Source organism: Oceaniferula marina, assembly GCF_013391475.1.
Taxonomy (GTDB): Bacteria; Verrucomicrobiota; Verrucomicrobiia; order Verrucomicrobiales; family Akkermansiaceae; genus Oceaniferula; species Oceaniferula marina.
The window spans coordinates 297,036-309,236 of the sequence record NZ_JACBAZ010000004.1 but is presented as its reverse complement, the minus strand read 5'-3'; the positions used below and the strand labels follow the sequence as shown (position 1 = coordinate 309,236).

Annotated in this window: 10 protein-coding genes; 1 reads left to right on the top strand and 9 read right to left on the bottom strand. The window is 53.6% G+C overall.

What is annotated here, in order from left to right; all coding sequences use genetic code 11:
* Positions 1 to 22 precede the first annotated feature (22 nt).
* The gene (locus HW115_RS11565) at positions 23 to 1,582 is read right to left on the bottom strand and encodes a flippase activity-associated protein Agl23 (RefSeq protein WP_178933037.1); all 1,560 of its coding nucleotides are present in this window, start codon (positions 1,580 to 1,582) and stop codon (positions 23 to 25) included.
* A gap of 44 nt (positions 1,583 to 1,626) precedes the next feature.
* Between HW115_RS11565 and HW115_RS11560 the strand changes: the two genes are divergently transcribed.
* Entirely contained in the window at positions 1,627 to 2,400 is a 774-nt protein-coding gene (locus tag HW115_RS11560; protein WP_227021447.1) for a glycosyltransferase, read from the top strand.
* Between the two features lie 143 nt (positions 2,401 to 2,543).
* Here HW115_RS11560 and HW115_RS11555 read toward each other — a convergent pair whose 3' ends face one another.
* The 8 genes from HW115_RS11555 to HW115_RS20095 form a co-directional block, all read right to left on the bottom strand.
* The gene (locus HW115_RS11555) at positions 2,544 to 3,260 is read right to left on the bottom strand and encodes a discoidin/SUN/FTP domain-containing protein (RefSeq protein WP_178933035.1); all 717 of its coding nucleotides are present in this window, start codon (positions 3,258 to 3,260) and stop codon (positions 2,544 to 2,546) included.
* Complete coding sequence (locus tag HW115_RS11550; protein WP_178933034.1) at positions 3,257 to 4,579, bottom strand: Gfo/Idh/MocA family protein; 1,323 nt, start codon at positions 4,577 to 4,579, stop codon at positions 3,257 to 3,259. The genes HW115_RS11555 and HW115_RS11550 overlap by 4 nt, the downstream gene beginning before the upstream one ends.
* A 38-nt stretch (positions 4,580 to 4,617) precedes the next feature.
* Positions 4,618 to 5,139: a hypothetical protein gene (locus HW115_RS11545; protein ID WP_178933033.1), complete on the bottom strand. Its 522-nt coding sequence runs from the start codon at positions 5,137 to 5,139 to the stop codon at positions 4,618 to 4,620.
* A gap of 128 nt (positions 5,140 to 5,267) precedes the next feature.
* Positions 5,268 to 6,611 (bottom strand): Gfo/Idh/MocA family protein, encoded by a 1,344-nt coding sequence (locus tag HW115_RS11540; RefSeq protein ID WP_178933032.1) that lies wholly within the window; start codon positions 6,609 to 6,611, stop codon positions 5,268 to 5,270.
* Between the two features lie 227 nt (positions 6,612 to 6,838).
* Positions 6,839 to 7,606 (bottom strand): FadR/GntR family transcriptional regulator, encoded by a 768-nt coding sequence (locus HW115_RS11535; protein WP_178933031.1) that lies wholly within the window; start codon positions 7,604 to 7,606, stop codon positions 6,839 to 6,841.
* A 192-nt stretch (positions 7,607 to 7,798) separates the two neighbouring features.
* Positions 7,799 to 9,745 carry a hypothetical protein gene (locus HW115_RS11530; protein WP_178933030.1) on the bottom strand — a complete coding sequence of 649 codons (1,947 nt, stop codon included), beginning with the start codon at positions 9,743 to 9,745 and terminating at the stop codon, positions 7,799 to 7,801.
* 87 nt (positions 9,746 to 9,832) lie between these two features.
* Positions 9,833 to 10,252 carry a hypothetical protein gene (locus HW115_RS11525; RefSeq protein WP_178933029.1) on the bottom strand — a complete coding sequence of 140 codons (420 nt, stop codon included), beginning with the start codon at positions 10,250 to 10,252 and terminating at the stop codon, positions 9,833 to 9,835.
* A 55-nt stretch (positions 10,253 to 10,307) separates the two neighbouring features.
* Positions 10,308 to 12,122, bottom strand: a complete 1,815-nt coding sequence (locus tag HW115_RS20095) for an ATP-binding cassette domain-containing protein (RefSeq protein ID WP_178933028.1) — start codon at positions 12,120 to 12,122, stop codon at positions 10,308 to 10,310.
* Between the last annotated feature and the right edge of the window lie 79 nt (positions 12,123 to 12,201).

Here is a 12,201-nt window from a genome sequence, read left to right as displayed (position 1 = left end):
GGTGAGCCAGATGCTCTGGTGATCATGGAGTTTCGGGCTCCATCCAGCGTTGCCAGTGGTCCTTGCGCAGATACATCATTACGGGAACCTGAGAGCGCAGAGTTCTGGGGAGAATCATATGGGAGTGTTCCAATTGCTCACTCACAGCATCGGCGGCTTCAGGCATGGCAAAAACCACGGCACATTGATTGATTACCGGCTCAGGCTGTGGCCAATAGCCAATCTGTTGGAAATCGCGCAAGTACCATGGCAGGGGCCAGTATTCCCTGCCGACCACGGCGATAGGCTCCATACTTCCGGGGGAGGTTCCTTTTGATAGTTCAGCCAGCCAGTCCCTGACAGATTCGATGTCGCGGTTGGTCGGAGAGTAGGCGTAGGGGTTGCGGGCGTCCGATGCAAAGCGACCAGTGGCAAAGCGGGATAGTTTTGATTGTTGGGCTGTAACCGCAATTAGTACGAGCAGGGCTGCTCCTTGCAGTGGAAGCCTCCACTTGTGGATACCCGAGAAGGAAAGACCTGCCAGCAGGCAGAAATGAGCCCATGGTAGGCACATCAACCAGGGGGTTTTGTAGGCGATGAGGCTATAGATCAGGAGGTGGCCAATGGATGCGTAGCTGAGAAAGCGAATGAGTTGAACGTGAGGGATGGTCGATCCAGGTAAGTGGGCCCGGATCATGGAGATGGCGGCAAGGATCAGAACCGGGGTTTCGAACCACCAAATCGCTGCCTTTTTCGGGATGGCCAGCATCTCGAAGTAGTAGGAAAAGGCCTTGTCGTGGCCTGCTCCGGTTTGATAGATAAAAAAGGTGCGGACGGCATCCCATGCTCCTCCGGGGTTGGTGAATCCATTGGTATAGAACCAAGCCGAGCTGAGTCCGGCGGATCCCAGACCGATGAGGATCGGTGTTTGGTGCCGTTTCCAGTAGAGCCTTGGCGAACATGTTCTTTTGTTCGGCCATTGGGATAAAAAAACCAGGGTGGCGGATCCTGACCATGCAATGACACTGATGGCAAAAGATTCCTTGGTAGCGAACATCAAACCCAAGGTGATACCGGCCAGGGCGGCGCTCACATTGCGGGAGGTGTTGCTGGTTGAGGTGGAATAGCGGCCGATCAGTGTGAGGCAGAGCAGTCCGCAGAGCGCGAGGATCATCTCATGAATAAACATCCGGCTGTAGTAGACCAGAAGCGGGGAACTTGCTAGAAAGGCGGCCGCGGCAAGCATCGGTACATGGCCGAACCGCTTTCTCCAGATCAGGGGGACGAGGACCAGTAAACTGCCGGCGATGGCAGGGACGAGGCGCAGGCTGAGCTTGGTCATGGATGGCCAGGTGGACTCTCCATTTAGGTGGCAGATGGGGCTGGCTACGGCACTGAGTAGCGGGCCGTGGTTGTGCACCGGGTTGAATTCATATCCGGATGCCGGATCCATACGCTGAGCCGTGATGCGGGCGCCGGTTGCTTCATCGAAGTGGAACGGACGCTTGGATAAGTGCTCGAATCGCATTCCGACGGCCAAAGCCAGAACTCCGATCCAGCAAAGGATGGGCAGAGCGGTTTGAATGGGCGTTGGAATTTTCATGGATTGATTGAAAGAACAGAGCGTGTAGATGTGTTTACATGCCAATGCCTCAAAAGGAAGTTCAAAGGAATGAGAGTATTGTGCTGGTTACTCCGGTATGGAAGGATGCCGAGCGTCTTAGAGGTTTTGGCCGGGGCTTGGCAGCCACCTTGGTGAACGTTCCTTACTCTATTCATTGGGTTATTGCGGATGACGGTTCGGGCGATGAAGAGCGTCAGAGGCTCAAGCAGCTTCGCGCTGAATTTCTTGCCGTATTCCCGGAGGTGTCCTTGTATTTTGCCGATGATCATCGAGGGAAAGGAGCGGTGGTTCGTGAGGCTTGGGCTGAGTATCCGGAAGTGGACTGGTTGGCCTTTGTGGATGCCGACGGAAGTCTGTCTCCTGACGAATTGGTTCGGATGTTGGACACGGGAATGGAATCCGGTTGTTCGGTTTTAGCGATTCGAAAGCGGACAGAGGAAACCCGGGTGGCTCTGAGCTTTCCTCGTATGGTCGCTCATCGCCTGTTTCGTCTGGCTGTTCAGGTTCTGGTCGGGTTGCGCTGCGAGGATCCACAGTGTGGGGCCAAATTGCTTCGGGCGGATGATTACCGCGCGGTTGCCGGTCGCTTGGAGGAAGACGGCTTGGCCTTCGATGCTGAGATGCTAGCGGCCATGGCCGGGAGCGGGAGCGATTGGAAAGAATTACCTGTGACCTGGATTGAAAAAGACGGGGGGAAGGTTCGTCCATTGAGGGATGCGTGGGGGATGCTGGCCGCTCTTTGGAGAATTCGTTCCAGACAGGCTCATACCACTCCGCAAAACAGACGAGACGATTGATCGTTGTTGAGGTATTTGGAAAAGCACTGCGTGATCCATGAGAGTTCCGGATGAGGTATTCGAAATGCGCTCAGGCCTCGGCGCATCCGGGCACAAAAAAACGGAGAAACCTCAACGAGGCTCCTCCGTTATGTTGAATGGTTTTATTCAGGAGTGCCATAGACCTCCACTTCAATGTAATGGTTTTCACCATTGGAAGTGTTGCCGTTGCTGTGGCAGCGGACGTAACGGGCTTTGGTTCCCTTGCCGTTGATCAAATGACCAAAGTGCGACTCAATGTATGGTCGGTCAGTTCCCTTGCCGAGCTTGGATGAGTTGTCGTAGTCATTGTTGAACAGGGTGGTGACACCGGTTTTGAACTCAGGGTCGTCAGAGACCTGAACAATCACGTCATGATACACGCGTGGCTGGCCGTGGAAGTGCCAGAGGAGAAGGGCGTGGATGGGTTGACTTTTTTCGAGGTCGATCTGAACCCACTGGAGGCCGTCAAGGATTTCAAAAAAGTAGCCTTCGCCTGCTTCCTTTTCCCCGTCGGTGACCAGTTCGGGTGATCCCATGATCGGGTAGTCGTCACTGCAGGTCACTTTTTTACCCTTGGAGAGTAAAACGGTGCCTTCCGGGACGAGGAAGGTAGGGAATTTTTTTGGTTTGGGGGCGAGGTTCGGGATGTTTTTAGGAGCTGGTGAGCCTTCGATGACTTCCTTGGGAAGTTCGGTGACGAGCTCAACTCCGCCAGGGGTTCCGATGCCAGGGCCTCCGGAGCCGGAAGTTGTGGTTTCGGAGGAGGATTCTTTATTGCAGGAGCTCAGTGCAAACAGGGATGCTGCACCGAGGACGAGGAATGGAATGGTTGGTTTCATACTTGTAGTTGTTCTGGTGTGAAGATGATGGGTTCTTTCTGGAGGGCCGACGGATTGACCCAGAAAATGGGAGCCTCACTTTCGAAGGCGTGTCGGGCGTCGCAATTGAGTTTAGCCTCGCCACGGACCGCTGCAAAGAAATTCTCCAAGTGGTTTTGGTGAGGTTGTTTGTTGAGCACGCCGGGAATGGCGAACTCTTCGGGGGCTGCGGATGCGTAGGAGGCGATACCGTCGGATTTTTTGGCTGGCGCGGGAGCCGCTTTTTTCCGGAGGTAGCCACGTTTGACGAGATCGTCCCACAGTGGAGCGCTGCTCTCGCGGTAAATAGCGCTGCCGGATGCCATTTCCGAGGTTTTGATGGTGCCCTCAGTGCCCATGAAGCTTTCGTAGAATCCTCCACCGGAGCTGGTGGTGGTGAGCACCTGGTAGAAGGCACGCACAGGTCCCTGGGCGGAATCGTATTCAAAGATCGCCATGACATTGTCAAAGTGCTCGCGTGTTTTGAAGAAATCGTTTCCTCCCGAGGCGAATACAGACTTTGGCTGGCAGCCGAGGAACCAGTTGAAGACGTCGATCTGGTGGGCTCCAAGGTCGGAAATCGGACCTCCGGAAAGATCGCGGTAGAATCGCCAGTTCATAAACTGGTGCATGTCCTTGAATCCATATTGTTTGAGGCGGGCTGGATCGATGGCCAGACTCTTTTTGTATTGGATGTCTTGGGATGAGGACACGGCGCGGTTCCATTGGCCGTTGATGTTGACGATGGTGCCACAGATCTTGTTGTTGTTGATCAGGTGATCCAGCGTGTAGCGGTAGCGTGGGTTGCTACGGCGTTGGTGTCCAATCTGGCAGAGCTTTTTATTGCGCTCCATGGCATGGACCATGGCGCGTGCGCCATCGATGGTGTTGGACATCATTTTTTCACAATACACGTGCAAGCCTGCATCGAGGCATTTGACGGTATGCGGGGAGTGCCAGAAGTCGGGGGTGGCGACGATAGCGACGTCGAGTCCCTTTTCTTTTTCCAGGAGTTCGTCGATATCGGTGTAGCGGTTGGGCATGTGTTTTTGCAGTGCCCGAACTTTGCCGGCTCCGGAATTCAGGTTGTAGTCCCAGATGTCGCAGACCGCCTGGAAGTGAATGCCAGGGATGTTGGACATGGCTTCAAACAGGACCCGGCCTTGTTTGCCCATGCCGATCAAGGCTACGTTGATTTTGTCATTGGCGCTGCCGGCGGCCCCAAGGACAGACGGAGCTCCGAGCACGAGGCCGGCTCCGGCGATGGTGCTGCTTTTGGATAAAAATTCGCGTCGGTTCATAATGAATGAATGGATCGTGGTTGGCTTCGGTTAGCGGATTACCACTTTTTGAGAATACGCAGAGGATTGTAATTCGCCCAGTTGAGAGCCATGGCGATGAGGGCCATATGCACTCCGAGCCAGGCGATGCCACCGTCTTGGTTGATCAGGATGAGTCCCCAGGTCAGGCTGATGTAGACGAGGCCCAGGATGAGCAAACTGACGCGCGAGGCGATGCCGAGCAGGATGGTCAGACCGAGAAGAATCAGCGCAGGTCCAAGCACCTTGTCGTAGATGTTGAGCGCCCAGCCCATCATCAGGGGCTCCGCTTCGAATTTTCCTTTGAGCGCCTCGGGCACCCCGTGGTAGTTGGCCATCGAGTAAGCTTTGGATGATGCTTCTACTGTGAGGTCCGGGTCATAGACCTGGCCATCGATTTTGGCACCTTCTTCGCTCATTTTGATGCCGGCGAATTTTTCGATGCCGGTTTGTAGGGCTCGGACACCGAGCCAGAGTCGGAGAAGGACGGATGCGAAGATGAGACCGAGCTTATTGCTTGATTCGTTGGATTCTGTAGACATGATTTAAGGTTTGAAGTTGGGTGTTGGTAAAAGGTAGGGATTGTTTTGAGCTATGATACGTGTGCAGTAAATGGAGACTTTCGATAAAGTCTCCATTTATTAGGGACGGAGGAGGGAGCGTCCGATGACTAGACGGGCTTGTAGAAGGTTTCCCATCCCTTTCTCGGAGCGGGCCCCGCGAGGATCTTGTTGGCTTTGTCGTTGCCTTTGAATTGCTTGGTTTTTGGGTCAAACTCAAGGTCTTCGTTGAGAAATTGGCAGATGACTCCGAGCAGGAGCACCTGGGTGAGTTCTCCGCCAACGCTGAAGGGTGAGCTTGTTTCCCCTTTGCCCATGCAGGCTTGGATGAAACTTTGCTCATGCCCGAGTTTTGGACCTTTAGCTTTCATCTCTTCACCGAAATCTCGCATCTTGATCCGCGGGTAGAGCTGTGAAGGACTGCCGTGGGAGCCACGTTTAACGAGGTAGTCGCCGTCTTTGTTATGGAGCAGACTTCCGGCACCTCCCGGGTTAGGTTTCTTTTTGCTGCCATCTTTGTTGACGTCCCAGTATTTTTCATCAATTTCCGGCTCCCAGCCGATGCCATCGTGCCAGTTGAGGTCGCAGGCCGGAAGCTTGTCTCCCCGTTTCGGGAAGTGCATGGAAAGCTTGCTGGCCAGAGGGAAGATCACTTTGTTGTGATCCTGCATTTGATGGCACTTGATGTGGGTCGGCAGCCCGAGTTTGAGCCAGTGGTGGGCGAAATCGATGATATGGGCACCCCAGTCGCCGAGCATCCCGTTGCCGTAGAGGTAGAAGGCGCGCCAATCGAATGGATGGTATTTCCGGTTGTAGGGCATCATTTTTGCCGGGCCGCACCATAGGTCCCAGTTGAGGGAGTCCGGGGCTTTCATTTCGCCAGGATACTGGTTGATGCGTTTTTTTGCATCCATGAACCAGAGGCTGGGGGATTTCCAGGCATCGATTTTTACGATGTCGTGGATGATGCCTTTACTGACGAGATGTTGGAATTGCAAGGCCCCGGCGGAGGTGTGCCCCTGGTTGCCCATCTGGGTGATGACCTTGAATTTTTTTTCGGCCTGCATGAGCAGATCGGACTCGCGGAAGCTATGGGTGAGGGGTTTTTCGACATAGACGTGTTTGCCGCGGCACATGGCGTCCATGGCGGCGGTAAAGTGGGTGTGGTCGGGAGTAACGACACTTACGGCGTCGATGTCATCGCCCATTTCATCCAACATCGTGCGGAAGTCGGCGAATTTTTTGGCTTTGGGGAAGCGCTTAAGGTTGCGTTCGGCTCCGGCTTTGAAATCGACGTCGCAGAAAGCGGTGACCTGGGCGTGGCCGTTTGATGTGAGTGCTGGAATGACCGCTCCGGCTCTGCCTCCGACACCGACGCATCCGAGGTTGACTCTTTGGCTGGGTGGGACATTGCCTTCGGCATCGGTTCGGCCCAAGGCAAGGTAAGAGGGCATAACGGAAAATCCGAATGTGGCCGCTCCGGTTTTTTTAAGGAAATCCCTTCTTGAAGGGAGTGTGTGATTAGAACGCCTAGTGTGTTTTTTTCGATCCATCGTCATAGATGCATCTAGTCTAGGCATTCGAGTGTCTTCTTGTCGAGGGTGTGGGGATTTTTGACAAGAAGTTGGAGATTTGGCACATTTTTGTAGTTGGGTGAGCCTATTTGAGCCTGTTCGAGCCTTTATGAGGGAAGGCTATCATCCTCTTTTGCCGCGTTTTGGGCATTGATCCGCGTTTGTTCGATCCAGAGGAGGAGGTTGTCGCGCGAATGATTGAGGTGGTTTTGCAGGCAGATGGCGGCGTCATCGGGGCGGCAGCTCGCGATTGCTTGATAAATTTTCCGGTGCTGATCGAGCGTGGTTTCGATTTGGCTGGGGGACTGATACGTGACATTGGCAAAGCGGAGATTCATGTCCTTGATCGAGTTCCAGACGGCTTTAAACAGATGGTTGTCCGAGGTTGCCACGATGGCTTGATGGAATTCGATATCGAGATTGGCAAATTGGCGGAGGTCGTGCCGGGCCTGGATCATGGCTTCCATGGCTGCCTGAATACTGGCAACCGCTTTGGGCTTGGTTTGACTTGCCAATTTTTTAACACATTCGGTTTCGATGAGGAAACGAAGGTCGATCAGGTCCAGCCAGGTTTTGGGTTCATCGGTCCGTGAGGAGTAGAGCTGGAGGGAATTCTGGAAATGGTTGATCCGGCTTTGAGCGATGAAGCTTCCCTTACCATTGATGATATCGATGGCTCCCAGTGCTTTGAGTTGTTGCATGGCTTCGCGAACCACAGTTCGACTGGCGGAAAAATGCTCACAGAGGTGCCCTTCAGACGGGAGTTTGTCCCCCGGACTCATTTCACCTGAGAGGATACGTGAGGTGAAGTGGTCCACAATACGGTCACTGCCTCTTTTTTGTGGTGTTTCTTTGTGAGGTGCTTTTTTGATCATAGGACGTGTTAGTTAGCACAGAAGGTAGAATAATCCACGCGTAATTGCTGTGTATGAGTATCTTACTGCATGAGCTATAGCACAGCTTTAGCTCAAAGGGGCGTGCGTTCCAATATCTCCGATCTGGCCCGGGTTCCTCACGGGCCATCTCAGTGGGGCTGAGTTGGGATATTGCAGGGGGGGGAGGATTTCCTAGTTGGAGGAAAGCTCTTCGTCGATACTGCTATCGTTACCATCCTCTTCAAAGACACGATTGACGAGGCGATCAATGCCCTCCTGGGCAAATTTACTGTCCGGGTAGATGCTTTTGGCTTCCAAATACCATGAGAGAGCAGAACCGGTTTGGGGTGTGAGGTCATTGCTCTCGAATTTCTCAGCTCGGGCGAGAGCTCGAGTGAAATCGGCAACTTCTGCGGTGATGCTGGTGATTTGTTGTTGCAGCAGTGGATCATCGTAATATTTGACCCTCGCTTCTTCGAGGATTTCCCATGCTGCGTAGGTTTGGCCTTTTTGGGCGAGGAACTCGGCTTTGCTTCGGGCTTCTTGCACCTCTTTGAGGCTATTCATGATTTCGGCCAGGCTTTCTGTGCGAGTGGCGTCATTGGTTTGACCGATGGTTGCGGCAAACTCAACGTAGCGGTCCTTGATGGCGCGGTAGTTTTTGTCGCCGAGCAGGCGGTCATAGTCGTTGAGGGTGTTGTTGGCTGCATCTCCCTTGGTGATGAACGTGTCGAGTAAGGTGTCGATTTCCTTCAGTTTCGGGTTGGTTGGCCAGACCTGGGTGGCTTTTTCGAGTTCGGACTCAAATTTTGCCTGATCTTTTTGTCCGAGGGCGATTTTAGCTGCCCGGATATGGCCGTCCGAGACCCGGGTGTAGGCGGCGATGGCACCTTCAGCCTTGGTGGAGTCGAAATCGGTGGAGCGTTTTTTCAAGGCCTCGAGATAAATTTTGGCAGCGGCGTAGTCATGAACATCCATGGCCTTGACCAGAGCGTTGCCGTCGCGCACGTATTCGAGGATTTGGCGTCGCTGATCTGAGGGGACGGTTTGAACCGATGGGATAAATTCGCCGAGAGCGAAGGCTTCGGTCAGGCGTTTGGACGCACTGTGTAGTTCTTTGTGGCTCAGGTGGTTGTTGAAGCCGGTAACCAGTGAATTCACCTTGCGGATTGCTTCGTTGGCGGCTGAGTCCAGGCCCGTGACCGTGGGGTCCACACCGAGCCCTTCTCCAAAGAACTTGGAGACGTCCGAGCCTTTTTTGAGGCGCATTTTACTGTCTCCGTCGCGGAAGATCAGGTTGTAGAAGCGGGTGCCGATGACGACGTGTTCGAACCGGCGCTGGACGAAGAGTTGGGCGAGCAGTGCTTGATACTGGATTTTGGCTTGGACGATGTTGACCTCATCTTTGGCGTGGTGCAGTTTTTTGAGAGCTTCGATTTCGAGGATGCGTTTTTGGATTTCCTGCAATTGAGCGGATGTAGCAGCCTTGGCGAGGGTTGACTGTTTACCTGTTTTTTTCTGGCCTGGCTTGCCTTTGCTCTGTTGGTCGTCGGTGAGATCGATTTTAGCTGCGCTGATATCAAAGTTTCGGGCGATACGGCGTTTTTCTTTTTCGAGGGTGGCGATGTATTCTTTGGAGCTTTGCACGGAGCCCTTTGAAAGCATGGCGGCGTAGATGGCATTGGAGAGCGAATCGCAGATTCTGCCGTCACCAGGATAAGAGGCGGCTCTTGGCAGCATGTGGAATCCGTTGCGGAGCTTGCTGCGGATATCGCCCTTGGTATGTGGGGAGACGGCGTCGAGAATGGCATCGATGGTTTCCCGGTATTCGATGGCGGCCTTCGAGGTATTGGGGGAGTCGGCGAGGTAGGATTCGAATTGTCCACCGAGTGCGCGGTTGTCACCAATATTGAAGGTATGGCCCATCAGAGTGATGGTTTCCTGGGTGGGGTCGATGAAGGGAACCTCATTGCCGTAGGGCGATTTGCTTTCCTTTTTCTTATGGACGATGGTGGTGTCACCGTTGTTGTTATTGGCAGCTGGGCGAGCAGTATTGCCCCCACCGTTGCCAGGGTTGTAGACCTGCCCGTAGAGTGGCAGCGTCAGGCTGGAGATAAGAAGGATCGTGCGGCGTTTCATGGTGGTGTGGTGTGTTGAAAAGGGACTTGGCTCCGGTGGAGTTTTGCAGAAGGTTCTTTTGCAGAAGGCTATTTTCGGGCGGAAAAGCTACTTTGCTTTTACCTCGAGTGCAACAGGCAATCCCTCTCGGTTGATTTCAACCCGGAAGGTGTAGGTGTGACCTCGTTCCAGATTGATCTTTTTAATGTTGGCTGGGATTTTTACGGGGATGGCACTGTTACCATTGTCTTCCTGGCTTGAAGAAACCCAGATCAGTTGGCCTTGGTCGGGAGTCCATTTGAGGGTTTCGGTGATTTTACCGGTCAAGCGGTACTCGTTGCCGCTCAGACTGTTGGCATTTTGTTGAAAATCGGCAACCGAAAGTTCACTGAGACCAGCAAAGTGTTGAGCTCGTTTGTCGAGCATCATTTTACCGGCGGCCAAGGCTCCGATGACAGCTGCTGCAATGATGAGGTAAACAGCCAGATGGCTTTTGTTTTTTTGTTTGGATTTGGATCGACGGGCCATGGATGAGTGAAGCGTTAAGAGTGAATACGGAGAGTGAAAAATGGATTCCCGGGAGTTAATCCCAGTGGTGGCGTTTGAGGCCGATGTAGGATGCCAATAATCCGACGACAATGTGGATGATCAGCACATATTGGCAGGCTGTCGCAGGCTCGAAGGAGGTTTCGGTTACGGCATTGATGGCATTCCGGTAGCTCGGGTTCATGGATTCAATGCTGCCGGACCAAGCCCAGTAGGCTGAGATAAATGGCTGGGTGATGGACTCGATGGATTCCGGTAGTGCGAGCACGGCACCGGACAGGGGAAGCTGGAACCCGACCAGATAGATGGAAAGCAGGGAGGATTGTTCGGCGGTTTTCATCAATGAGGAAATGCCGAGGCAGATCGCCGTCATCGCGGCGTTGACCAGGACGAGAAAAACCGTGTGATCCAAAAAACCGGTATCGACACCATCAGGGAATTTCCAGAATTGCTGGACAAAGATGGCCATCCAGAGCGATTGGATCAGAACGAGACTTCCGAGAAAGGCAATTTTACTTGCTAGGTATGCGGACGGGCGGATGCCTCCGAATTTTTCTTTTTCAAAGATAAGGCGTTCACCTGCGACTTCCCGAGCTGCGTTATTGGACCCCATCAGCGAGAGTAACACGACTTGGAACATCACAATGCCGGAGACGGCCGACCCCACCGTGAGGTAGCTTTTTTCAACGGTAGTCCGTTCCTGGACTTCCTGGGCAAACCCCTGGTACCGTTCGGAGAAGCGTTTGATATTTTCGTTCCCCCGTTCATGGAAGAGGGCAACCAGAATGGGGAAGCAGATAAGTATCGCAAGTTGGAGCAATACTTGTCCCCGGTTGCGGAAGAAAATTTTCCATCGTCGACCGAGCAGGGTTGAAAATTGGCTGAGCATGCCCGGCATTCGGACCAGTTCGGTAGCTTCTCGGATGATTTTGTCCGATTCATTCGGGTCGTCGAGAGGTGCGGTATCACTGCTGAGTTTCTTTTTTTCGTCCGCACTGGGGACGAGTTCGTCAGGAATCGAAAGTTCACCTTCTTTGATGAGCGTCGCCCGTTTTTTCTCCAGCTTTTTGTAGTAGGCTTCACGGTGTTTCAGCCAGGACTCTTGCCATTTGGAAGATCGTTGTTTGGCAAGCTGTGGGTAGACCTCCTCGGTGTCATCCACGGAAAAGTAATGGTTCATCCCATTCGGTGGACCATGGTAGGCGACTTTGCCTTCGTGCAGAACCAGAATGGAGTCGTAGAGTTCAAGGTGGGCCAGTGAGTGGGTGACCGAAATGACCGTCCTTCCATCGCGTCGGGAGAGTTCGTGAAGTAAGCGAACGATGTCTCGTTCGGAGCGGGGGTCGAGGCCTGAGGTGACTTCGTCACAAAGCAGCAGGTGCGGGCCGGTGACCAGTTCCATGGCAAGTCCGAGTCGGCGTTTTTGGCCGCCGGAGAGCACCTTGACCGGGCGATCGGCAATGGCGGATAAGCCGGTTTCTTCGAGAATGCGGTCGATTCGGTTGTCGAGTTCGGCGAGGTTCCGAGTTTTGACCCGCAGCCGGGTAGCGGACTCGATCGACTCATCGACGGTCAGTTGGTCGTAGGCAATGGAGAATTGGGGGACGTAGCCAATTTCTGCCGGGTCAAAATCCTGTTCTTCAGCGAGGTTGCGACCGTTCCAAAGCAGCTCACCATCGGATTCCTCATTGAGGCCCGCGATGGTTTTGAGCAGGGTGGTTTTTCCGCATCCGGAAGGTCCGACGATTGCCATGAAGTGTCCGCGCGGGATATCAAGGGTGGCTTTGTCGATGATGGGGAAGTCTTCCCCGTCTTTTTGAATGGTGAAGCTGACGTCTTTGAGTTGGAGCACGATGAGTGGTGTGGTTGGAATCGGAAACCAGAAGGGGGATCAAAAATCAGGACCTCTGGTGGTGCGGGGGATATAACCG

What these genes read in the sequence shown, in the direction of transcription:
- HW115_RS11565 (WP_178933037.1), bottom strand. Translation starts at nt 1,582, where the DNA reads ATGAAAATTCCAACGCCCATTCAAACCGCTCTGCCCATCCTTTGCTGG.
- HW115_RS11560 (WP_227021447.1), top strand. Translation starts at nt 1,627, where the DNA reads ATGCCTCAAAAGGAAGTTCAAAGGAATGAGAGTATTGTGCTGGTTACT.
- HW115_RS11555 (WP_178933035.1), bottom strand. Translation starts at nt 3,260, where the DNA reads ATGAAACCAACCATTCCATTCCTCGTCCTCGGTGCAGCATCCCTGTTT.
- HW115_RS11550 (WP_178933034.1), bottom strand. Translation starts at nt 4,579, where the DNA reads ATGAACCGACGCGAATTTTTATCCAAAAGCAGCACCATCGCCGGAGCC.
- HW115_RS11545 (WP_178933033.1), bottom strand. Translation starts at nt 5,139, where the DNA reads ATGTCTACAGAATCCAACGAATCAAGCAATAAGCTCGGTCTCATCTTC.
- HW115_RS11540 (WP_178933032.1), bottom strand. Translation starts at nt 6,611, where the DNA reads ATGCCCTCTTACCTTGCCTTGGGCCGAACCGATGCCGAAGGCAATGTC.
- HW115_RS11535 (WP_178933031.1), bottom strand. Translation starts at nt 7,606, where the DNA reads ATGATCAAAAAAGCACCTCACAAAGAAACACCACAAAAAAGAGGCAGT.
- HW115_RS11530 (WP_178933030.1), bottom strand. Translation starts at nt 9,745, where the DNA reads ATGAAACGCCGCACGATCCTTCTTATCTCCAGCCTGACGCTGCCACTC.
- HW115_RS11525 (WP_178933029.1), bottom strand. Translation starts at nt 10,252, where the DNA reads ATGGCCCGTCGATCCAAATCCAAACAAAAAAACAAAAGCCATCTGGCT.